This is a genomic window from Pseudomonas sp. TJI-51 (assembly GCF_000190455.2).
Classification (GTDB): Bacteria; Pseudomonadota; Gammaproteobacteria; order Pseudomonadales; family Pseudomonadaceae; genus Aquipseudomonas; species Aquipseudomonas juntendi.
In genome coordinates, this window is the sequence record NZ_AEWE02000128.1 from 10683 (window position 1) to 32293 (window position 21611).

The window sequence follows — 21611 nt, forward strand, 5'->3', positions numbered from 1 at the left end:
GTGCTACGCCTGGCTCGACCCGCGCAGCCGGCTGGAGGGCGCAAGCGCATGAGCACGCTCTCGGTAATTCGTCGACCGGCATTGGCCGGTCATGCTGGCCTGGTTCTGGGTTCGGTGCTGGTCGGCCTGCTGGTGGTACTGGCCGTGCTCGGCCAGTGGCTGGCGCCACACGATCCCGACCTGGTCGAACTCAGCCAGCGCCTGATGCCACCGGACGCCAGCCATTGGCTGGGCACCGACCACCTGGGCCGCGACCTGCTCTCGCGCCTGATCGTCGGCACCCGCCTGTCGCTGGGCAGCGTGATGCTGACCCTGGCACTGGTCCTGGCCCTCGGGCTGGCCGTGGGCGGCGTAGCGGGTTTCGTCGGCGGGCGGATAGACCTGTGGCTGATGCGCCTGTGCGACATGTTCATGACCTTCCCGACCCTGGTGCTGGCGTTCTTCTTCGTCACCTTGCTCGGCACCGGCCTGACCAATGTGGTCGTCGCCATCGCCCTGTCACATTGGGCCTGGTACGCACGCATGGTGCGCGGCCTGGTGATCGCCCAGCGCGGGCGCGAATACGTGCTCGCCGCACGGCTGGCCGGCGCTTCGCGCTGGACCCGCCTGCGCCAGCATGTGCTGCCCAATATCGCTGGCCCGCTGCTGGTGCTGGCGACCATGGACATCGGGCACATGATGCTGCATGTCTCGGGCCTGTCCTTCCTGGGCCTGGGGGTGTCGCCACCGACCGCCGAATGGGGCGTGATGATCAACGACGCCAAGGAGTTCATCTGGACCCACCCACAACTGCTGCTGTTGCCGGGGCTGATGATCTTCTTCTCGGTGATGGCCTTCAACCTGCTGGGCGATGCCCTGCGCGACCGCCTCGACCCATCCCGGGAGCACCACTAGATGACCCCATCGACCCTCGAAGTCCGTGACTTGCATATCGAGGCCCAGGCCGGCCTGCTGGTGCAAGGCGTGGACCTGCAACTGCGTCGCGGCGAAGTCTGCGCCCTGGTCGGGGCCAGTGGTTCGGGCAAGTCACTGAGTTGCCTGGGCATGCTCGACCTGTTGCCGGCCGGCGTTGTGCGCACGCAGGGCCAAATGCTGCTCGACGGCCAGCCGGTAAGCGCCGCCCAGGCACGAGGCCGCTTGGCCAGCCTGGTGCTGCAAAACCCGCGCAGTGCCTTCAACCCAGTACGCAACATGGCCAGCCATGGACTGGAGACGCTGCGCCTGCACGGCACCACCGGCGCCGCCGCCCGCGAGCGCATGACCGACAGCCTAAGGGCCGTGGGGCTGACGGATCATGCTCGGGTCTTGCAATCGTTCGCCTTTCAGCTCAGCGGCGGCATGCTGCAACGCATGATGATCGCACTGGCGCTGATGGCCGAAACCCCGTTCCTGCTGGCCGACGAGCCCACCAGCGACCTTGACGCCGTAAGCCAGGCACGTTTTCTCGATATCCTGATGGCGCTGGTCGAACGGCATGGACTGGGGGTGCTGCTGGTCACCCACGACATGGGCGTGGTCGCCCGCTGCGCCGATCAGGTGGCCGTTATGGACGCTGGCCGCATCGTCGAACGCCAGCCCGTGCACGATCTGTTCGAGCGTCCGGCCAGCGGCACCGCTCGAACCCTTCTCGAAGCCCACCAGGCCCTCTGCGGGAGCCCTCTATGAGCCTGCTGCACGCCCACGATCTGAGTCATCGCTACCGCACCGGCGGGCTGCTGCACAAACGCGCCTGGCTCCAAGTACTCGACGGCATCGACCTGCAGCTGCATGCGGGCGAATCACTTGGTTTGCTGGGCAGTAGCGGCAGTGGCAAAAGTACCCTCGCCCGCCTGCTGCTCGGGCTGGAAACCCCTAGCCAAGGCCTGGTGACCTTCGCGGGACAGCCGGTCAATCAGCTGCGCGGCGAACAGGCACGGGCCTTCCAGCGCGCCGTGCAGTTGGTGTTCCAGGACGCGCCGGGCGCATTCAACCCGCAGCGCAGCATCGGCTGGAGCATCGCCGAGCCCCTGCGTCACCTGAGCACCTTAAATGAGACAGCCCGCCACGCACGGGTAGTGGAGCTGCTGGAGCAGATGGGGCTGGGCGCCGAGCATGCCGCGACCCTGCCGCAACAGCTCAGCGGTGGTCAGTTGCAACGTGCCAACATCGCCCGAGCACTGGCGATCTCGCCAAAGCTGGTGGTGCTCGACGAAGCGCTTTCGAATCTGGATCGTGTGCTGCAACTGCAACTGTTACAACGGCTCCAAGCGCTGCGTCGCGACAAGGGGACCGCCTTCGTGCTGATCACCCACGACCTGAGCCTAGTGCACTACTTCTGCCAGCGGGTTGTGGTGCTGGACGCAGGAAGCATTGTCGAGGACTGCACCGTGCGCGGCGACTTGTCGTTCGAGCATCCGGCCGGGAGGCAATTGCAAGCCGCTGTGCTGCCTGAACGCCCGACAAAGACCTGCGCTCGGCTCAGTACATCTCTCGCATGAACAATTGGATAACCCAAGTGATGCTCCTGCAGTGAAGAGGCTTCTTCGCGAGGCACGCAAGGCCCAGGCGCGCCGAGGCGTATCCGTGCGGAAGAAAACCGCGGTGGTCTTGGAGCCGCTGCAGGCGATGCTCGCCACCTGGGAGGACTGCACATCCCTTAGAACACTCCCTCAAACCATGATGGTTAGTCCATCACCATGCATCTCGAAATTCTCAATGAACGGATCTGTTGAGCCACATTCCTTGTGGTACTCAACGACACGCGGAATCACATCCTGCAGCACACCGACCAACCCCGTGCAGTAAAATTGCCGAGCATCTTTCTCGTACCGGTACCGTGCTTTAGTGAAGACATTGCGGCTCGATTCGATCTGATCAACATGACGGTCAAGACCAACCCGACGCCGTGTAGCTTCAGGGACGGCATGAAACAGTGTCAGTAAATCATGCCAGTCAATTCTATCACCGGCTTTTCCGTCAGCTCTCAGCTTACGTCAGCCACGGTTCTTGCCCTCGCCCGCTCATCCCTTCTCGGCTACCGGCCAGTAGCCGTGAGCTTCGCTCTCAGTCCCGCGGCACCACCATAACGCCTGCACGCGTCCCGCCATGCCCGCAGCCACCTTTCCACGCCTGGCAAACCGGTGGAACGTTTCTGCAACCGCCCAGGTCGCACAACAAAGACGCAGCCAACTGCGTGAACCCTGACCGTGAGGACCTTCCATGAGCGCGCTCTCTTCCAATGGGGCTGCAGAACACCCCATCTACCTGACCCTCAATGGTCAGCCACGAACACTGGCTGTCCACCCGTGGACCACCCTGCTCGACCTGTTGCGTGAACAGCTGGACCTGGTAGGTACCAAAAAAGGCTGCGACCACGGCCAATGTGGCGCCTGCACGGTGTTGCGCGACGGCAAGCGCGTCAATGCTTGCCTGACCCTGGCCATCATGTGCGACGGCGCAGACTTGGTGACCATCGAGGGGCTGGCCAGCGGCGACGTGCTGCACCCTATGCAACGGGCTTTCATCACCCACGATGCGTTTCAGTGCGGGTATTGCACACCTGGGCAGATCTGCTCTGCCGTCGGGCTTGTGCGTGAAGGACGTGCCGACCGTGAGGCCATTCGCGAGCAGATGAGCGGCAACCTTTGCCGCTGTGGTGCCTATGGCAACATCGTCGCCGCGATCGAAGAAGCCCAGCCGCTGATGGCACACCCGGATCAACCACAACGGGGGGCGAAGCCATGATGCCCTTCAGCTACCACAAGCCTGCGACAGTCAGCGAAGCCGTGAGCCTGGCTGGCGACAGCGCGCGCTTCATCGCCGGGGGCACCAACCTGGTCGACCTGATGAAGGAAAACGTGGTCCGCCCCGAGCGCCTGATTGATATCTCAGGCTTGGCGCTGGATGGGCTGCACCCCACTGCCAACGGTGGCGTCATGATCGGTGCCCTGGTCAGCAATGCCGACCTGGCCTGGCACCCGATGATCGAGCAACAATACCCGTTGCTGTCACAGGCTATCCTGGCGGGCGCTTCACCGCAGTTGAGAAACATGGCCAGTACCGGCGGCAACTTGCTCCAGCGCACACGCTGTTACTACTTCTACGATACCGGCACCCCCTGCAACAAACGTGAACCCGGCAGCGGATGCCCTGCTCGTAGCGGCCGCAACCGCATACACGCCATTCTTGGCGCCAGTGAGGCCTGTGTGGCCACTCATCCGTCCGACATGTGCGTAGCACTGGCAGCACTCGAAGCCGTGGTGCACGTAGAGGGACCGGCTGGCAAACGCCAGATCCCGTTCGCAGATTTCCATCGCCTGCCGGAGAACAATCCGGAGCGTGATAACCAGCTGGCAGCCGATGAACTGGTAACGGCCGTAGAGCTGCCGCCACCGCTGTTCGAACAGCATTACCGCTACCTGAAAATTCGAGACCGAGCCTCCTACGCGTTTGCGCTGGTGTCGGTCGCTGCGGCTTTGCGCTTGGATGGCGATGTGATTCAGCACGCCCGCCTGGCGCTGGGCGGTGTAGCGCACAAACCATGGCGCGACCCGGCGGTGGAAAGCCTGCTGGTTGGCCAGGTGCCTTCCGAGGCGCTGTTCGATAACGCCGCACAGGCGCTGCTTCAGGGCGCACAGCCGCTGAGCCACAACGGTTTCAAAGTAACATTGGCGCAGCGTGCAATCGTGCGTGCATTGACTGACGCGGCGCACCGTGCCGCTGGTGGGGGGGCATGACCATGGTCAACAACAAATCGGTAGTCGGTACCCCTCTGGATCGCGTGGATGGCGTGGCTAAAGTCACCGGCCAGGCACGCTATGCGGGCGAATACCCAAAAGACGGCCTGCTCCATAGCAGCGTGGTGTCCAGTACCATCGCCCGCGGCCGTGTACTGCGCATCGACGCTACCGAGGCGCTGGGCGTACCCGGCGTTGTCGCGGTGCTCGACCATGGGCATCGTCCGCATATTTCCAGTTATGACGATGACTACAGCGACGCCGATGCAGCTGAGGGCGCGCCCTTTCGGCCCCTGTTCAACGATCGAGTGCTGTATAGCGGGCAACCCCTGGCGCTGGTGGTGGCGCACACCCTGGAGGTGGCCCGGTATGCAGGCTCATTGATCCGGATCGAATACGCCGAGGAACCTCACGAGACAGACCTGGGCGCTACCAAGGCGTCGCATGTGGCGCCGGCAGAAACACCGGCCCCGCGTGGCGACTTCGCTGGCAGTTTCGCTGGGGCACCCGTGCAGGTCGATGCCACCTACCTGACTGCCAACGAGCACCACAACCCGATGGAGCCCCACGCCTCCACCGTGCACTACAAGCCCGACGGCAGCCTGGAAATTCATGACAAGACCCAAGGCACGCAGAACTGCCAGGACTACCTGCACAAGGTATTCGGCCTGCCGAAGGCCCAGATCCGTGTGCACGCAGCCTTCGTCGGCGGTGCCTTCGGCTCGGGCCTGCGCCCGCAGTACCAGCTGCCCCTGGCAGTGATGGCGGCGCTGCATCTTCAGCGCTCTGTGCGCGTCACCCTCACGCGCCAGCAAATGTTCACGTTCGGCTACCGGCCCCGCACCGAGCAGCGTTTGCGCCTGGGGGCAGATGCAGATGGGCGCTTGCTGGCTGTCGGTCACGATGGGCTGGGGCAGACCTCGCGCTTCGAAGACTTCACCGAGCACCTGGTGGAATGGAGCGGCATGCTCTACCAGTGCGACAACGTTGAACTCAACTACCGCCTGGCCTCGCTGGATGTGTACACGCCACTTGACATGCGTGCCCCTGGGGCCGGTTCAGGCGTGGTCGCGCTTGAGTGCGCGATGGATGAGCTTGCCTGTGCCGCTGATATCGACCCGGTAGAGCTGCGCCGGCGTAATTTTGCCGCCAACAACGGCAACGAGGGCAAGCCCTACTCCAGCAAAGAACTGCTGGCGTGCTATCAGCAAGGCAGTGAGCGTTTCGGTTGGCAGCACCGCAACCCGCAACCGCGCAGCATGCGCACTGGCAACCAATTGGTCGGTTGGGGAATGGCGGGCGGCGTCTGGGAGGCTATGCAAATGAAGGCCAGCGCGAAAGCGCGCCTGGATGCCCAAGGCCACCTCACTGTGAGCAGCGCCACCACCGATATCGGCACCGGCACCTACACCGTCATGACCCAAATTGCAGCCGACGCTGCGGGCGTCAGCGTGGAGGATGTCACCTTCGTGCTCGGTGACTCGTCCCTGCCCACCGCGCCCCTGCAGGGCGGGTCGTTCACGGTATCGTCGGTAGGCTCGGCCGTGCGCCAGGCTTGCCAGGTGTTGCGTACCAAGGTGCTGGAGCATGCGCGCAAGGTGCATCCGCAGGTGGCGAGCACAGCGCGGGAGGACATCGTCTTCGCGGATGGTTATCTGCACGCGGGTAGTGTTCGCGTGGCCTTGGCAGATATCGTCGCCAGTGCCCCCGGCGCGCAGTTCGAAGTGCAAATCGACGCTGAGCCTGGTGCAAGGCGCCAACCGTTTTCCACGGCGACCCACTCGGCGGTGTTCGTCGAAGTCCAGGTCGACGAAGACCTTGGCATGATCAAGGTCACCCGAGTGGTCAGCGCCGTGGCGGCGGGCCGCGTGGTCAACCCGAAAACGGCCCGCAGCCAGATCCTGGGCGGCGTGGTATGGGGTATCGGCATGGCACTGCACGAAGAGGCCTTGACCGACCATGGCCTGGGTCGCATCGTCAATCACAACCTTGCGGAGTACCACATCCCGGTGAACGCGGACTGTGGTGATATCGACGTGATCTTTGTTGAAGAGCACGACGATGTCGTCAATGAGCTGGGGTCCAAGGGTGTGGGCGAAATCGGCGTGGTCGGCGTGGCTGCCGCAGTGGCGAACGCCATCTACCACGCAACCGGCAAACGCGTGAGGGAGTTCCCGATCACACTCGACAAGGTGCTGTAACGCGAAAGTTGTCAGAAACATGCGAGGGGAGCGGCTGCAGGCCGCTCCCCTCATTTCTCAGCAAATCGGTACTTGGAACTGGGGCCATCTGCGGGCGGAGGGGACCGCAGCAGCCCCTGCGCTGCCGCTAGACAATGGCCGCAGGGTCGCCCACCGACTGATTCGGTTTGCTCCCCGACAGGCGCCAGCTCACCGCAGTAATCCCATACCGTTCAGCCATCGGGCGGCTGACCTTCCTGATCTTTTCCCGCCCGAATTTGGGGATGATCCCAATGCCCGCATCGCAACTTGCCCAATGCCAGGCTTCGGCATTGTCCAGGCGGTCCAGGCGAATGATGAAACTGCGCGGCTGACCATGCAGTTGGTAATCGATGATGAACAGCTGTGGGGCAGGCATCGCAGGGGCCTCCTCTTCTCCATGGATGACACCCTGATTGATCGGGGCAGCAGCAGAAGATTCAAAAAAATATCGATCGACAGGCACCAGCGGCGCCCGAGCGGTGGACGCCTACAGGCACACTACCGCTCGCGCAGTACCTTCACTCGCTGCGGCTGGCGGGGGNNGCGCTGCGGCTGCCGTGGCTGTTCCGGCCACCTTTGCGTCCGGCTTCCGATGCCCGCTGGCGATCATTGGCGAAGTTGCCGCCCGAAGCCTGGCCGCCTTTGTGCCCAGCGCGCGATGCCCGCTCACGGTCGTTGGCGAAATTGCCCGGATTGGTTTCTTTGGTTCCGCCGCGCTGGCGGGTACCTTCCTGATCTTGAGCCATGTGGTTTCTCCTTGCGATGAATAGGCGGTCGCACAACCTGTGCGTTCATACAGTGCACACACAAGGTTGCCATGTTCAGATTCCGAACCTGCAATTGCCCGCTTGGCTCACACGTTTTGACGGCAGCTGACCGGTGGCCCGAAACACGTGCAGGCCAACTATTTGCGCCCCGTTTGCAGGCGGGTCGCACTTTATCGCGCATGCAGCAGTCACAACTGCAGGGCAGCGGCCTATAATCGCCCCACTATCCGGGTGTGACTGCACAGTCACGCACCGCCCGTAAGGCTCTTGTACAAGGCTCCGTCGATGAAGTCCTCGCCCAAGCAACCCGCCGCGCCGCAAAACCCTGCACTCAGCCCAAGCCACTTGGACTTTCCGGTGGTGGGCATCGGTGCCTCCGCGGGTGGCCTGGAGGCCATCTGCACGCTGTTTCGGCATATGCCAAGCGACTGCGGCATGGCGTTCGTGGTGGTGCTGCACTTGTCGCCGGATCATCAGAGCGTGGCCGACCGGATCATCCAGGCCACCACGCAGATGCCCGTGCGCCAAGTCACCGAGCCGGTGCCGATCGAGCGCAACCATGTGTATGTCATCTCCCCGGCCAATCGCCTCTCGACCAATGACGGCTACCTGCGCGTGTCCCCCGCCAATCGCCGCCGTGGCGACCACGTGGCCATTGACCTGTTCTTCCGCGACCTGGCCGACGTGCACAAGGACCATGCATTCTGCGTGGTGTTGTCGGGCACCGGCGCCGACGGTGCCGTGGGGCTGTCGCGGATCAAGGAGCAAGGCGGCGTGACCCTGGTTCAGACCCCGGACGATGCCCAGTACGACAGCATGCCCCGGGCTGCCATCGAAACCGGCATGGTCGACCTGGTGCTGCCCGTGGCCGAGATGCCACAAAAGCTGCTGGAGCTGTGGCGTAACGCTCGCCAGGTCAGATTGCCGGAAATCGACGATGACACCCTGCCCCCGGCGCTGGGCACCCGCGTAGGCGACGCCCAGGCCAGCGAGCCGCTGCTGGAGGAGATCCTCCTGCAGTTGCGCAGCAACACGGGGCACGATTTCCAGCACTACAAGCGCGCCACCGTGCTGCGGCGCATTGAACGCCGCCTGCACGTGACCGGGCAAAGCAACCTCGCCGGCTACTTGCACTACCTCGAGCAGAACCCGGCCGAGTCCACGGCGTTGCTGGCAGACATGCTGATCGGCGTGACCAATTTCTTCCGCGACCGCGAAGCCTTCGAGGCCCTGGAGCGGCACGTGCTGCCGCAACTGGCCAGCGAGCATGACCCCGTCGACGGCCATGACGAGATCCGCGTCTGGTCGGCCGGCTGCTCCACCGGCGAAGAGGCCTACAGCCTGGCCATGCTGATCTGTGAGCAACTTGCGCTGGAGCAGCGCAACCGCAAGGTCCAGGTGTTTGCCACCGACCTCGATGAGCGTGCCATTGGCATCGCCCGTACCGGCTTGTACTCCGAAGCGATCGTGACCGATGTGCCGCCCAGCCGGCTGCGCCAGTTCTTCGTCAAGGAAGACCAGCATTACCGGGTGCGCAAGGAAGTGCGCGAAAAAGTGTTGTTCGCGCGCCACAACCTGCTGTCGGACCCACCCTTTTCGCAAATTGACCTCATTGTCTGCCGCAACCTGCTGATCTACCTCGACCGCGAAGTGCAACGCGACATCCTGTTGATGTTCCACTTTGCCTTGCGCCCTGGCGGCCATCTGTTCCTGGGCTCGTCCGAGTCAGCCGACGTGGTGGGTGAACTGTTCGCGCCGGTGGACAAGCGTAACCGTATCTTCCGCGCCCGTGACGTCAGCAATGCCGGGCGCCGCGCCGAGCGGCAGGTGCCGGGCAGTACTGGCGCCAGCCTGCCATTGGACCCGTTGGCCAAGGTCAAGCCCGGGCGCAAGCCCTCCTATGCCGAGCTGCACCACCGCGCGCTGGCCATGCGCATGCCAGCCAGCCTGATCGCGGATGTGGACGGCAATATCCTGCACATGAGCGGAGGTGTCGGGCGCTTCCTGCAACTGGGCGGCGGCGAGCCCAGCCGCAATCTGCTCGGCCTGGTGCTGCCGAGCCTGCGCCTGGCGCTGCGCAGTACGCTGTTCCAGGCGCGCCAAGGCACCGAAGCGGTCACCTCCCGGCCGGTCGACCTGGGCGATGGCCTGCAGCCGTTGCAGGTGGAAATCACCGTGCAGCCTTACAAGGACGACGTGCACAACGGCGATTGCCTGCTGGTGGTGTTCGAGCAGCGGGCGCCCGACCCTTCCCTGCCACTGCCGGGCGTCATCCGCCAGACCGACAGCATGGTCCTGCATAACCTGGAGCGTGAACTCCAGCGTACCCGCCTGCAGCTGCAGGAAACCATCGAGCAGTCGCAGGTATCCAGCGAGGAACTCACGGCCTCCAACGAAGAAATGCAGGCAATCAACGAAGAGCTGCGTTCGGCCAGCGAAGAGCTGGAAACCAGCAAGGAAGAGCTGCAGTCCATCAACGAAGAGTTGCTTACCGTCAACTACGAGTTGAAGAACAAGGTGGAAGAGACCGACAAGGTCAACGACTACCTCAGCAACCTGATCGCCTGCACCGAAATCGCCACCGTGTTCGTCGACCGCAACCTGCATATCCGCTGGTTCACGCCGCGCGCCGCCGACCTGTTCAACATTTTACCGGTCGATACCGGCCGCTCATTGCTCGACATCACGCACCGCCTGGACTACCCGGCCATGGCTGATGATGCCCGCGCCGTGGCCCAGGGTGAGGCCGTTATCGAGCGGGAAGTTGGCGGCCAGCGCGACCACTGGTACCTGGCACGCCTGCTGCCCTACCGCTCCAGCGAGCAGAAAATCGACGGCACCGTCCTGACCTTCATCGACATCAGCAGCAGCCACGCTGCCGAAGAGCATGTGCGCCTGGGCGAAGAACGCTTGAGCAAGCAGCTGGCGGAATCGCAAACCACCAGCCACATGAAGGACGAGTTCTTCGCCATCATGTCGCATGAACTGAAGCACCCACTGAACCTGATTCAGCTGAATGCGGAAATGCTCCGCCGCCTGCCCTCGATCAAGCAGATCGGCAACGCCAGCAAGGCCGTTGCCACCATCTGCGAGGCGGTTGGCAGCCAGGCCAGGATCATCGATGACCTGCTGGATGTGGCACGCATCCGTACCGGCAAGCTCAAGCTCAAGACCGAGCCGGTAGACCTTGGCGCCATCCTGCGCGGCATCCACGCTGTGGTGGTGGCTGAGCAACACCCCTGTCTGGTGCGCCTGGAGCTGCCTGCCGACGGCTTGCCAGTGATGATCGAAGGCGATGTCACGCGCCTGGAGCAGATCATCTGGAACCTGCTGAATAATGCCCTGAAATTCAGCCCGGCAGGCAGTGAGATACGCCTGGTGTTGAGCCGTGACGATCAACAGGCACGCCTGCAGGTGATTGACCAGGGCGTAGGCTTGAGCCCTGACAGCCTGGAGCACATCTTCGACCTGTTCAGCCAGGCTCCCCAACTGGCCAATCAGAACCGTGAAGGCCTGGGCATCGGCCTTTCGTTGGTACGCCAGTTGGTCGAAGCCCAGGGCGGCACCGTGCAGGCCAGTTCAGCCGGCTTGGGCTTGGGCTGCACCTTCTCCGTTTGCCTGCCCCTGTGCAACGTGCAGTCGCCGCCTTGCGCCAACCCTGCAGAGCATTCCCGGGAGGGCCGGCTGCACGGCGTGCGCGTGTTGCTGGTGGATGACTCGGTAGAGGTATTGGAGATCATGCAAGAGCTGCTGGAAATGGAAAACGCCAGCGTGCGCGCCTTCAGCCGCCCCCGCGAGGCGCTGGAGGTGGCCTCCGGTGAGGCGTTCGACATCATCCTCTCCGACATCGGCATGCCGGTGATGGATGGCCATGCCTTGATCAAGGCGCTGCGCAGCCACGCCCATCTGCGCCACACCCCGGCCATTGCCCTCACCGGTTACGGTGCCAGCGCAGACCAGCACAAGTCACGCCAGTCCGGCTTCGACCGGCACCTGAACAAGCCGGTCGGCTACGACGAACTGGTGGAGGCCATCGAAACCTTGAGCGGCACGGTGCCTTACTGATGGTCGGCCGGCATGAACCTCAGGCGTGCACGCTCCACTGGTTCATGTCCAGCGTGATCGGCATCTCGTCGACGGCATGGATCACGCCGCTTTGCAGAGCCTCCTGCGGCCCCAGAATCCGCGGGTACGCCATCAGGTAGCGCGGCACATCCAGCACCTCGGGCGCACCTTGTGTGCGCTCGGCCACAATCTGCGCATACAGCTGCAGGTCATAATCCAGGCTCATCGTATATTCGGCCATGCGTGAATGGTCGACCGAGCCATGCAAGGTCCAGTGAAACGGGTGGAACAGGAACTTGCTGTAGCTGCATGCCGTGCGCCACTCCCCGGCCAGGAACAGGATATTACCCATGGACTCGACGGTGCCCAGGTTGTGCGTATGCACCGGCACCGGCAGCGCCCGCAGGAAGTTGTACAAGGTAAAGCCGTAGCTGCACTCGCCGCCCATGGTAGCGATGTTCAGTTGCAGCACCTCGGCGCCCTGCTGCAATGCCTTTGAGCAGGTATTGATCAGGTTGCCACAGGTCGATGAATTGATCGGCCCGGTGAAATGAATGATGTGTCTGGCCATGTTTGCCTCCGGGGTTGGCAGGTCAATTCCTAGGCTTGCGCGCCTGGGCGCTTACCCGGTGGAATCGTCTGCGCCGGCAAAGTTCAACCTGTCAGTCGCCGCTCCCGTTGGTCAAACGCGGTGAACCCTTGGCCCTCTGCGCCAGTCGCATCTTCACAGTAACCGAACAAGGAACCGGTGATGAGGACGACAGCGTGAGCGATATCCGCATCGGCATTTCCGGGTGGCGCTATGGCCCCTGGCGCAAGGACTTCTACCCCAAGGGCCTGCGCCAGGACGATGAATTGGCGTTTGCCTCGCGGGCGGTAAACAGCATCGAGATAAACGGCTCGTTCTACAGCTTGCAAACCCCAGAGCGCTACCTGCGCTGGCGTGATGAAACGCCGGATGGCTTCGTTTTCGCGGTCAAGGGGCCACGGTACATCACCCATGTGCGGCGCCTGAAGGAAGTTGAAGAGCCAGTGGCCAACTTCTTCGCCTCTGGCCCGCTACTGCTAGGCGACAAGCTGGGGCCGTTCCTGTGGCAGTTCCCACCGAACATGAAGTTTGACGAAGAGCGTTTTGCCCGGTTCTTGCAGTTGCTGCCACGTGACCGCAAAGCCGCGCGCGCATGCGCCCAGGGCTGTGCCGAACGGCTGCGGGACAGTGGCGGCCTTGCAATCACCGGTAATGTGCGTTTGCGCCACGCGGTGGAGGTCCGCCATGAGAGCTTTCTTTGCGAGGCGTTCATCAAGCTGCTGCGCAAGCACCGGGTTGCGCTGGTGGTTGCGGACAGTGCCGGCAAGTGGCCGCATGCCGAGGATGTGACCGCAGACTTCGTGTACATGCGCCTGCACGGCGACGTGGAGTTCTATAGCAGCGGCTATACCGCGCGTGCGTTACGCCGCTGGAAACAGCGCATCCTGCACTGGAGCCAAGGCGGCCAGGCAGACGACGCGCGGCTGATCGTGCCGGGGCCGCCACCTCGGCGCGCGGCGCGTGACGTGTACTGTTACTTCGACAATGACCAGAAGGTCCATGCGCCCTACGACGCCCGCCGTTTGCTGCAGAAGCTGTCGCTGGACCACGAACTGATGACCGAACCGGGCGTGGTGCCGGAGGTGGCCTTGTGAACGAACCCATGACTGCTTTGCCGCGCAGCACCGATCAGTCCACCGCCGTGCGCCGCTTGAACGTACTCACGCTGAACGTGCACAAAGGGTTCACCTTCTTCAATCGCCGCTTCATCCTGCCTGAGCTGCGTGAAGCGGTGCGTGCCACCGGTGCAGACCTGGTGTTCCTGCAGGAAGTGCATGGCAGCCATCAGCAACATGCCTTGCGCCACCCGGCCTGGCCTGATACCCCTCAATATGAATTTCTTGCCGACAGCATGTGGCCCCAGTTCGCCTATGGCCGCAATGCCGTGTATCCGCAGGGTGACCACGGCAACGCCTTGCTGTCCAAATTTCCCATCCAGCGCTTCAACAACCTCGATGTGTCGGTGCAAGGCAAGGAACAACGCGGCCTGCTGCATTGCCAACTTGAGGTGCCAGGGCACGACCAGGTGCACGCCATTTGTGTGCACCTGGGCCTGCGCGAAGCCCATCGGCAAAGCCAGATCCAACTCTTGCTCGACCTGCTGGCCAGCCTGCCGCCGCAAGCGCCGGTCATCGTCGCCGGCGATTTTAACGACTGGCGCCTGAAGGCAGATGCCGTGTTAGGCGAGCACCTGGTAGAGGCCTTTGGCGAGCGCTTCGGCACCCCGGCACGCAGCTTCCCGGCGCGTCTGCCGTTGCTGCGCCTTGACCGCATCTACCTGCGCAACGCCATGCCGAGCGCTGCCCAAGTACTGTCGAATTACCCGTGGTCGCACCTTTCCGACCACGCACCATTGGCCGCGGAGATTCACCTGTGAACAGACCTTGGGTAGAGGGCAACAACGTGAAGTTGCTGATCAACGGCGAGCAGTATTACCCCTGTGTGTTCGAGGCCATGGCCCGTGCCCAGGAAGAGATCCTGCTGGAAACCTTCATCATTTTCGACGACAAGGTCGGCCGGCAACTGCAGCAGGCGCTGATCGACGCGGCCCGCCGCGGCGTGCGTGTCGAAGTGGTGGTGGACGGCTATGGTACCGGCGACCTGCCCGCGCCGTTCATCGCGGCCATGACAGATGCCGGCGTGAGTTTCCACGCCTTCGACCCGCAGCCGCGCCTGGTGGGCATGCGTACCAACCTGTTCCGGCGCCTGCACCGCAAGATCGTGGTCATCGATGGCGAGCGGGCCTTCATTGGCGGCATCAACTACAGCGCCGATCACCTGGGCGACTTCGGCCCAATGGCCAAGCAGGACTATGCCGTCGAGGTAACCGGCCCGGTGGTGGCACAGGTGCATGCCGCCAGCAAGCGCCTGATGTCGCCGGTGCTGCAGGAACCAAGCGCCGTGCGGCCGTTGACCGAGCCCGCCGGGTCCACCACCGCCGTGCTGGTAGAGCGTGACAATGGCGTGCGCAGGACAGCCATCGAAAGCCAGTACCTGCAGGCGTTTCGCGGTGCCAAGGAACGTATCGTGGTGGCCAATGCCTACTTCTTCCCCGGCTACCGGCTGCTGCGCGAGTTGCGCAACGCTGCCCGCCGCAGGGTGGCTGTGCACCTGATCCTGCAAGGGCAGCCAGACATGCGCTGGGTCCGTGCGCTGTCGCGGTTGCTGTACAACTACCTGCTGCGTGATGGCGTGGTCATTCACGAATACTGCAAGCGGCCCTTGCACGGCAAAGTGGCGCTGGTGGACGACGAGTGGGCGACCGTGGGTTCCAGCAACCTCGACCCGCTGAGCCTGTCGCTGAACCTGGAAGCCAACCTGTTCATCCGCGACCGCGCTTTCAACCAGCTGCTCGGCGAACACCTGCAGTCACTTGCGCACGAGCAGTGCAAGCCGGTGACCCTGGAACGCATGATCCGTGGCTACTGGTGGCGGGCACCGCTGATCTTCGCCTGCTTCCATGCGGCGCGCCATTTCCCGCGCATCGCCGGCTGGTTGCCGGCACACCGCCAACGGCTGCGCTCGCTGCAGCCAGACGTCGAGGCCCCGGCCGGCGACCTGCACGAGGGCAATACCTGATGGCACGGACAACCTGGCAAACCTGGGCCAAGCGCGTATTGACGGTGGCGTTCCTGATCCTGATCCCTGTGCTGCTTTACCAATTGGCGCGCAACCTGGACTGGAACGAAGTGCGCCAGTCGCTGCTCGCCTACAAGCCTGGAACGCTGGTGGTCGGCCTGGCAATTGCGGTGTGCAGTTACCTGACGTTCGCCAGCTACGACTTGCTGGCCCGCGCCTACACCGGTCATCAGCTGCCCGCCCGGCAAGTGCTGCCGGTCGCCTTCGTGTGCTACGCGTTCAACCTCAACTTCACCACCTGGGTCGGCGGGGTTGCCTTGCGCTACCGCCTGTATGGGCGCCTGGGGCTCGATACCGCCACCATCACGCGCATTCTCACGCTGGGCCTGCTCACCAACTGGATGGGCTACATGCTGCTGGCCGGCAGTGTGTTCGCCCTGGGTCTGGTCGAACTGCCGGGCAACTGGGCGGTGGGCACCACAGGGCTGCGCCTGATCGGCGTGCTGTTGCTGGCGATTACCGCGGCGTACCTGCTGGCCTGTGGCCTGGCCAAGAAGCGCACGTGGCGCTGGCGCGAGCACGAAGTCACTTTGCCAACCCTGCGCCTTGCGCTCTGCCAGGTAGCGCTGGGGGCCAGCAACTGGGCATTGATGGCGCTGCTGATTTACTGGTTGCTGCCGGGCGACGCCTTCTACCCCGCGATCCTCGGGATCCTGTTGATCAGTTGCGTGGCAGGCGTGGTTGCACATATCCCGGCGGGCCTGGGTGTGCTGGAAGCGGTGTTCCTCGCCCTGCTGCACGGGCAGATGGCGCAGGGCACGCTGGTAGCTGCGCTGTTGGGCTATCGCACCCTGTACTACCTGATACCGTTGGTGGTTGCGATCGTGACTTATCTGGTGCTTGAGAAGCGCGCGAAGGCCATGCGCCAGCGTGACAATTCGGTGCAAACCTGATGGTCAGGGTCACGCGCGCTTAACGTCGGCGCGGCCTGGTGCCGCGCCAACAAGGCGACCTTAAGGGGAAATCGGGTCGCTCGCCGGGAAGGTCTCATCCAGCGCATTGTCTACGGCATTTTCATCCGGTTTTTCGCTGCAATGGCAGGCTTGCATCCTGCAGCCCTCGCCATGGCTATGGCCGTTGGCACAGGCCTCACAGCAATAGGCCTTGCCGTCACGCTGCAAGGCATTGGCATCCACGGTGCAGGAACAGTCGGTACAGGCACAACGTTGCTGGTTCATGATCTGCTCTCCTCGTCATCGATCACATCATCGGTCCAGGGTTCCCCGTCAAGCGGTGCGGAACGTGCCAGTTCGGCTTCATCCAGCCCAAAGCCGCCACCGATTTCGTCGGCATCCACTTCGCGCAGGTCCATATCAGCCGGGCCGTCGCCGCCGCCGGGCTCGTGCGGGTCACGGGCGCCGGTTTCATCCAGCAGCGTATCCGGGCTCAGGTCGTCGTAGGTGACGTTGTCTTCATGCAGGCTGTCGCTCAGCGCTTCGCCACCCGTCATGCCGCTTTCGGCAACACGCTCTGGTGGGAATTCGCGCTCGATCTCGCTCGCCGGGCGCTCGTCCCCTACCCGTCCCTGGCGTTCGTCCAGGCGCTCATCGAAGTCCAGTTCGTGCACGCTGCCCATGCGGTCCTCGGTGTCGTCGATCTCGGTTGGGGTGTAGGGCTTAGGATCTTCTGTTCGGGCCATGTACGTTCTCCGTCAGTTAGCTGCATTCGGTCGACTGCATCCGGTGGCCGAAGATTCAGAGTTTTTTGAACTCCCTGCCTGCCCGGCGCCTCCCACCTCTACAGAGTGCGATTTGCCCGGAGCCGGACATGGCCAAGCCCCTGCAGGAATACGCGCGCAAGCGCGACTTCAACGCAACGCCCGAGCCCAGTGGCAAACGCAGCCGTGGCAAAGAAGCCCATGCGCTGCAGTTCTGCATTCAGAAACACGACGCCAGCCACCTGCATTACGATTTCCGCCTGGAGTTGGGCGGTACGTTGAAGAGCTGGGCGATCCCCAAAGGCCCCTCGCTGGACCCGAAGGTGCGCCGCTTGGCCGTGCACGTCGAGGACCACCCGCTGGACTATGCCGATTTCGAGGGCCATATCCCTGAAGGCCACTACGGGGCTGGCGATGTCATCGTCTGGGATCGCGGCATTTGGGAGCCGGAGGGCGACGCCCATGAGGGCTATGCCAAGGGCAAGCTCAAGTTTCGTTTGCAAGGCGAAAAACTGTCGGGGGTGTGGAACCTGTTCCGCACGCACCTGGCGGGCAAGAAAGAACAATGGATGCTGGTCAAATCCCACGATGCCCAGGCCCGTAGCGAAGTCGAGTACAGCATCGTCGACGCTCAGCCCGACAGTGTGCTCAGTGACCGCACCCTGATCCCCCGCAAGCCGGCAGCCAAGCAAGCCGCCGCCAAGCCGCGGGCTACCCGCAAGCGCCCCGGAAAGGTCCGCCAAGCCGCATTGCCGCACCAGTTGCAGCCACAGCTGGCTACCTTGGTGGACACGCCGCCCCAGGGCGACTGGCGCTATGAGGTCAAGTTCGATGGCTATCGCATCCTGGCTCGTATCGACGGCGACGATGTGCGGCTATTCACCCGCAACGGCCATGACTGGAGTAGCAAGATGCCCCGCCAGCTCGCGGCACTGCGCGCGCTGGGTATCGATTCGGCCTGGCTGGATGGCGAAATGGTAGTGGCTGACGAAAATGGCGCAGCGGACTTCCAGGCGTTACAGAACGCCTTCGACACCGAGCAGGACGAGCACATCACTTACTACGTGTTCGACCTGCCCTTTCTGGGTGGCCAGGACCTGCGGCAGGCACCGCTACAGGATCGCCGCGAAACGCTGAAAAACCTCCTCGATCACGCCCCGTCAGACGTACTCAAGTATTCCGCCGACTTCGACGAACCGGTCGACGCCTTGCTGGCCAGCGCCTGCCGCCTGGAACTCGAAGGGCTGATCGGTAAACGTGCGGGCAGCCCCTACAGCGGCCGCCGCAGCGCGGACTGGATCAAGCTCAAATGCAAGCGCCGCCAGGAGTTCGTGCTGGTTGGCTACACCGACCCCAAAGGCAGCCGCAGCGGCTTCGGGGCCCTGCTGCTGGCCCTGCACGACCCGGACAATGGCGAGCTGCGCTATGCCGGCAAGGTCGGTACCGGCTTCACGGCTGCCACCCTGGCCAGCATCCATACGCGCCTGCAGCCACTGGAAATTGCCAGGCCCGCCGTGACCCGCCCGCCCAGCGGCGCAGAAGCCCGCGGTGTGCACTGGCTGAAGCCGCAGCTGCTGGCTGAAGTGGCGTATGCCCAGATGACCCGGGACGGCATTGTGCGCCATTCGGTCTTCCATGGCCTGCGCGATGACAAGCCCGCCACCGCCATCGACCTGGAACGCCCCATGTCCACCAACACAACGCCCCGCCGCAAACGCGGCAAAGCAGCGCCGCTTTCAGAGGACCTGCACCTTACCCACCCTGACCGGGTGATCGACGCTACCACGGGCGTGACCAAGCGCGATGTGGCCGAGTATTACGCCGCCGTCAGCCAGTGGTTGCTACCCCAGATCCAGCACCGCCCGGTGGCATTGGTGCGCGCACCCGATGGCCTGGCCGGTGAGCTTTTCTTCCAGAAGAACGCCAGCCAGCTGCACCTGCCCAATGTGCTCGAATACGACAAGGCCCAGGCCGGCCAGGCGGCCATGGTCATCAACCGCGCCGATACCCTGCTGGGCGCGGTGCAGATGAACATGCTCGAGCTGCACAGCTGGAATGCCACTGACAAGGACTTCGACAAGCCCGACCGCTTCGTGCTCGACCTCGACCCTGACCCCGCGCTGCCCTGGAAGGCCATGCTGGAAGCCACTCAACTCACCCTCACCCTGCTCGACGAGCTTGGCCTGAAAGTGTTCATCAAGACCAGCGGCGGCAAGGGCATACACCTGGTGGTACCGCTGACCCGCCGCGCGGGTTGGGACGAGGTCAAAGCCTTCAGCCATGCCATCGTCGAGTACCTGGCCAAGCTGTTTCCGGACCGCCTCAGCGCTGTTTCAGGGCCCAAGAACCGCATCGGGCGCATCTTCATCGACTATCTGCGCAACGCCAGGGGGGCAACAACCGCGTGTGCCTATTCCCTGCGTGCACGGGAAGGCATGCCGGTGTCGGTGCCCATCTGGCGTGAGGAACTGACCGCGCTCAAAGCCGCCAACCAATGGAACATCGCCAACCTGCCCGCGCGCCTGGCAGAGGTCGACGACCCGTGGGCGGACCTGGGCAGGGTCCGCCAGTCTATTACGGCGCGCATGCGCAAACAGCTGGGGCTTGCCTAGTGGCCACGCATCAGGAGACCCGCCCATGAGCATCGTCCAGGACTTCAACCTGACCCATTTCGACCGCCTACTGCGTACATTTGGTGATCGTCAACAGCCCCTCAACCTCGACACTCAGTTGCCTCAGCTGATGCAGGCGCTGCAGGCCGACCACCTGGACCTGCTGCCGTTGCCAGGCCAGGGCAATACCTTGCGCCGTTGGCAGACGTTGGCCCGCGTGGCGGGTTGCGACCTGGCCCTGGCCAAGCTGTATGAAGGGCACACCGATGCTTTGGCGATTCTGGCGGAGTGCGCAGCTGCACATCACGTGGCAGAGGGCATTTGGGGCGTGTGGGCCGCCGAGCCACCTGATGCCCGCGCGGTCATAACCTCCCGCGACGGCGACAGGGTACGTTTGCAAGGCACCAAAGCCTGGTGTTCCGGGGCGTTGCAGATCGACCGGGCATTGCTCACGGCCTGGGATGAGCAGGGTCAGCAGCAGTTGGTCGCCATCGAACTGTCGCAGCCTGACCAGGGGCTGAACATCGAGCATTGGCAAGCCGTGGGCATGGCTACCACGGCCAGCGTCGAGGTTACCTTCGACAACACCCCGGCAACGCTGATCGGCAAACCTGGCCAGTACCTGGCGCGCCCTGGTTTCTGGCACGGCGGCGGCGGTATCGCCGCGTGCTGGTATGGTGCGGCCGAGGCCCTGGCCGACTACCTGCGCGAGTATTGCCGCAAGCCGCGGCCCGACCCGCATGCCGATGCCCACCTCGGGGCGGTGGACGCCGCTTTGTATGGTGCGCGTGCGGCGCTGCGTGAATGCGCCGCCTGGATCGACCGGCAGCCGGGTGCAGATGCCAGTTTTGAAGTGCGGCGCACCCGCGCCCAGGTCGAGCAGGCCGTGGACCAGGTCATCAGCCATGTCGGGCGGGCCTTGGGTGCCACACCGTTCTGCCGCAACAGCCACTTCGCCCGTTTGAGCGCCGATTTGCCGGTGTATCTGCGCCAGAGCCACGCGGAGCGTGACCTGGCAGCGCTGGGCCAACAGCTGGCGCAGGTGCCGGCAGGAGCGTGGCAGCTATGAGTGAGAACTTGATCCAGGCCAGCAGCGGCACCCCTTGGGCCGACTGGCAGCAGGCCGCCCACCTCGCCCGGGCCACATGGCTCGACCCCGCCCGGCTCTGCCCGCCTGGGCGCCGCCTGGTGATGATTGCGCCCCACCCGGATGATGAAATCCTCATGGCAGGCGGCCTGCTGAGCAGCTTCAAAGGCCGTGAAGCCGACCTGGTGCTGATTTCCGCAACCGATGGTGAAGGCAGCCACCCTGGCTCAACCCAGTGGAGCGAGCATCGCCTGCGTCGCCAACGCCCCCAGGAAAGTCGCCTGGCATTGCAGCAGCTTGACCTGGACCCGAACCGCGTGGACTGGCGCCGGCTCAACCTCAAGGACGGCCAATTGCCGCGAGAGGAAGCGTTCCTCGTCAGCCATCTGACTCAATTGTTGCGCCCGGACGACCTGTTGATGGCTACCTGGCGCAATGACGGTCATTGCGACCACGAGGCCGTCGGGGGGGGCGCCCCGAGGCCGTCGGGCGCGCCGCCGCCCACGCGGCATTGGCGCGGCAAGTGCAACTGGCCGAGGTCCCGGTCTGGGCCTGGCACTGGGCGCAACCCGACGACCCTCGCCTGCCCTGGCCCCGTGCCCACCGCCTGCAGCTGGATGAAGCCCGGTTGGCGCGCAAGCGCAAGGCCCTCGCCGCCCATGCCAGCCAGTTGCAGGCAGACGGTGAGCGGCCGCCGGTGCTACCGGCAAACCTGCTGGATTGCCTGCTGCAACCTTTCGAACTGGTGTTCCTTTGACT

General features: G+C 63.9%; 18 protein-coding genes and 2 pseudogenes. 15 read left to right on the plus strand and 5 right to left on the minus strand.

Annotation, left to right across the window (positions count from 1 at the left end; all coding sequences use genetic code 11):
* From nikC to G1E_RS23550, 7 genes and pseudogenes are all read left to right on the plus strand, one after another.
* Positions 1-894, plus strand: coding sequence for a nickel ABC transporter permease subunit NikC (nikC, locus tag G1E_RS23520; protein ID WP_256220459.1), 894 nt, complete (start codon positions 1-3; stop codon positions 892-894).
* Positions 895-1665, plus strand: a complete 771-nt coding sequence (nikD, locus tag G1E_RS23525; RefSeq protein ID WP_009686876.1) for a nickel import ATP-binding protein NikD — start codon at positions 895-897, stop codon at positions 1663-1665.
* On the plus strand, positions 1662-2477 hold the full coding sequence (gene nikE, locus G1E_RS23530) for a nickel import ATP-binding protein NikE (RefSeq protein ID WP_009686877.1): 816 nt from the start codon (positions 1662-1664) through the stop codon (positions 2475-2477). Before nikD ends, nikE begins: the two co-directional genes overlap by 4 nt.
* Positions 2478-2490: 13 nt before the next feature.
* Positions 2491-2625: pseudogene (locus G1E_RS29855) on the plus strand (integrase); the annotation flags it as partial.
* 573 nt (positions 2626-3198) lie between these two features.
* The gene (locus G1E_RS23540; protein ID WP_009686878.1) at positions 3199-3723 is read left to right on the plus strand and encodes a (2Fe-2S)-binding protein; all 525 of its coding nucleotides are present in this window, start codon (positions 3199-3201) and stop codon (positions 3721-3723) included.
* On the plus strand, positions 3720-4715 hold the full coding sequence (locus tag G1E_RS23545; RefSeq protein WP_009686879.1) for a xanthine dehydrogenase family protein subunit M: 996 nt from the start codon (positions 3720-3722) through the stop codon (positions 4713-4715). The genes G1E_RS23540 and G1E_RS23545 overlap by 4 nt, the downstream gene beginning before the upstream one ends.
* Positions 4712-6916 (plus strand): molybdopterin cofactor-binding domain-containing protein, encoded by a 2205-nt coding sequence (locus G1E_RS23550; protein WP_009686880.1) that lies wholly within the window; start codon positions 4712-4714, stop codon positions 6914-6916. The genes G1E_RS23545 and G1E_RS23550 overlap by 4 nt, the downstream gene beginning before the upstream one ends.
* A 127-nt stretch (positions 6917-7043) precedes the next feature.
* Here G1E_RS23550 and G1E_RS23555 read toward each other — a convergent pair whose 3' ends face one another.
* Complete coding sequence (locus G1E_RS23555; protein WP_029886814.1) at positions 7044-7313, minus strand: DUF6555 family protein; 270 nt, start codon at positions 7311-7313, stop codon at positions 7044-7046.
* Between the two features lie 142 nt (positions 7314-7455).
* A complete protein-coding gene (locus G1E_RS23560) occupies positions 7456-7683 on the minus strand; it encodes a general stress protein (RefSeq protein WP_047150152.1) in 228 nt (75 codons plus the stop codon).
* Between the two features lie 306 nt (positions 7684-7989).
* Between G1E_RS23560 and G1E_RS23565 the strand changes: the two genes are divergently transcribed.
* The gene (locus G1E_RS23565; protein ID WP_009686883.1) at positions 7990-11769 is read left to right on the plus strand and encodes a CheR family methyltransferase; all 3780 of its coding nucleotides are present in this window, start codon (positions 7990-7992) and stop codon (positions 11767-11769) included.
* A gap of 19 nt (positions 11770-11788) precedes the next feature.
* Here G1E_RS23565 and G1E_RS23570 read toward each other — a convergent pair whose 3' ends face one another.
* A complete protein-coding gene (locus G1E_RS23570) occupies positions 11789-12340 on the minus strand; it encodes an ATP-dependent Clp protease proteolytic subunit (protein WP_009686884.1) in 552 nt (183 codons plus the stop codon).
* Between the two features lie 194 nt (positions 12341-12534).
* On the opposite strand from G1E_RS23570, the gene G1E_RS23575 reads away from it, so the two are divergent.
* The 4 genes from G1E_RS23575 to G1E_RS23590 are packed head-to-tail and all read left to right on the plus strand — an operon-like array spanning position 12535 to position 16389.
* Positions 12535-13452, plus strand: a complete 918-nt coding sequence (locus G1E_RS23575) for a DUF72 domain-containing protein (RefSeq protein ID WP_033691357.1) — start codon at positions 12535-12537, stop codon at positions 13450-13452.
* An 8-nt stretch (positions 13453-13460) separates the two neighbouring features.
* Positions 13461-14234, plus strand: a complete 774-nt coding sequence (locus G1E_RS23580) for an endonuclease/exonuclease/phosphatase family protein (protein ID WP_033691360.1) — start codon at positions 13461-13463, stop codon at positions 14232-14234.
* Positions 14231-15436 carry a cardiolipin synthase ClsB gene (gene clsB, locus G1E_RS23585; protein WP_009686887.1) on the plus strand — a complete coding sequence of 402 codons (1206 nt, stop codon included), beginning with the start codon at positions 14231-14233 and terminating at the stop codon, positions 15434-15436. Before G1E_RS23580 ends, clsB begins: the two co-directional genes overlap by 4 nt.
* Positions 15436-16389 carry a lysylphosphatidylglycerol synthase domain-containing protein gene (locus tag G1E_RS23590; RefSeq protein ID WP_009686888.1) on the plus strand — a complete coding sequence of 318 codons (954 nt, stop codon included), beginning with the start codon at positions 15436-15438 and terminating at the stop codon, positions 16387-16389. Before clsB ends, G1E_RS23590 begins: the two co-directional genes overlap by 1 nt.
* Before the next feature lie 60 nt (positions 16390-16449).
* On the opposite strand, the gene G1E_RS23595 is transcribed toward G1E_RS23590, so the two are convergent.
* The gene (locus G1E_RS23595) at positions 16450-16674 is read right to left on the minus strand and encodes a metallothionein (RefSeq protein ID WP_009686889.1); all 225 of its coding nucleotides are present in this window, start codon (positions 16672-16674) and stop codon (positions 16450-16452) included.
* Complete coding sequence (locus G1E_RS23600; RefSeq protein WP_009686890.1) at positions 16671-17135, minus strand: hypothetical protein; 465 nt, start codon at positions 17133-17135, stop codon at positions 16671-16673. The genes G1E_RS23595 and G1E_RS23600 overlap by 4 nt, the downstream gene beginning before the upstream one ends.
* A 128-nt stretch (positions 17136-17263) precedes the next feature.
* On the opposite strand from G1E_RS23600, the gene ligD reads away from it, so the two are divergent.
* The 3 genes and pseudogenes from ligD to G1E_RS23615 all read left to right on the plus strand — a co-directional run bounded on the left by ligD (position 17264) and on the right by G1E_RS23615 (position 21609).
* Positions 17264-19765, plus strand: a complete 2502-nt coding sequence (ligD, locus tag G1E_RS23605; RefSeq protein WP_047150153.1) for a DNA ligase D — start codon at positions 17264-17266, stop codon at positions 19763-19765.
* A gap of 25 nt (positions 19766-19790) precedes the next feature.
* Entirely contained in the window at positions 19791-20834 is a 1044-nt protein-coding gene (locus G1E_RS23610) for an acyl-CoA dehydrogenase family protein (protein WP_009686893.1), read from the plus strand.
* Positions 20831-21609, plus strand: a pseudogene (locus tag G1E_RS23615) (PIG-L deacetylase family protein). Before G1E_RS23610 ends, G1E_RS23615 begins: the two are co-directional and overlap by 4 nt.
* Positions 21610-21611 lie beyond the last annotated feature (2 nt).

Excerpts from the sequence above, each read along its gene's own strand:
- nikD (WP_009686876.1), top strand. The coding sequence starts at position 895 with ATGACCCCATCGACCCTCGAAGTCCGTGACTTGCATATCGAGGCCCAG.
- nikE (WP_009686877.1), top strand. The coding sequence starts at position 1,662 with ATGAGCCTGCTGCACGCCCACGATCTGAGTCATCGCTACCGCACCGGC.
- G1E_RS23540 (WP_009686878.1), top strand. The coding sequence starts at position 3,199 with ATGAGCGCGCTCTCTTCCAATGGGGCTGCAGAACACCCCATCTACCTG.
- G1E_RS23545 (WP_009686879.1), top strand. The coding sequence starts at position 3,720 with ATGATGCCCTTCAGCTACCACAAGCCTGCGACAGTCAGCGAAGCCGTG.
- G1E_RS23550 (WP_009686880.1), top strand. The coding sequence starts at position 4,712 with ATGACCATGGTCAACAACAAATCGGTAGTCGGTACCCCTCTGGATCGC.
- G1E_RS23555 (WP_029886814.1), bottom strand. The coding sequence starts at position 7,313 with ATGCCTGCCCCACAGCTGTTCATCATCGATTACCAACTGCATGGTCAG.
- G1E_RS23565 (WP_009686883.1), top strand. The coding sequence starts at position 7,990 with ATGAAGTCCTCGCCCAAGCAACCCGCCGCGCCGCAAAACCCTGCACTC.
- G1E_RS23570 (WP_009686884.1), bottom strand. The coding sequence starts at position 12,340 with ATGGCCAGACACATCATTCATTTCACCGGGCCGATCAATTCATCGACC.
- G1E_RS23580 (WP_033691360.1), top strand. The coding sequence starts at position 13,461 with ATGACTGCTTTGCCGCGCAGCACCGATCAGTCCACCGCCGTGCGCCGC.
- G1E_RS23590 (WP_009686888.1), top strand. The coding sequence starts at position 15,436 with ATGGCACGGACAACCTGGCAAACCTGGGCCAAGCGCGTATTGACGGTG.
- G1E_RS23595 (WP_009686889.1), bottom strand. The coding sequence starts at position 16,674 with ATGAACCAGCAACGTTGTGCCTGTACCGACTGTTCCTGCACCGTGGAT.
- G1E_RS23600 (WP_009686890.1), bottom strand. The coding sequence starts at position 17,135 with ATGGCCCGAACAGAAGATCCTAAGCCCTACACCCCAACCGAGATCGAC.
- ligD (WP_047150153.1), top strand. The coding sequence starts at position 17,264 with ATGGCCAAGCCCCTGCAGGAATACGCGCGCAAGCGCGACTTCAACGCA.
- G1E_RS23610 (WP_009686893.1), top strand. The coding sequence starts at position 19,791 with ATGAGCATCGTCCAGGACTTCAACCTGACCCATTTCGACCGCCTACTG.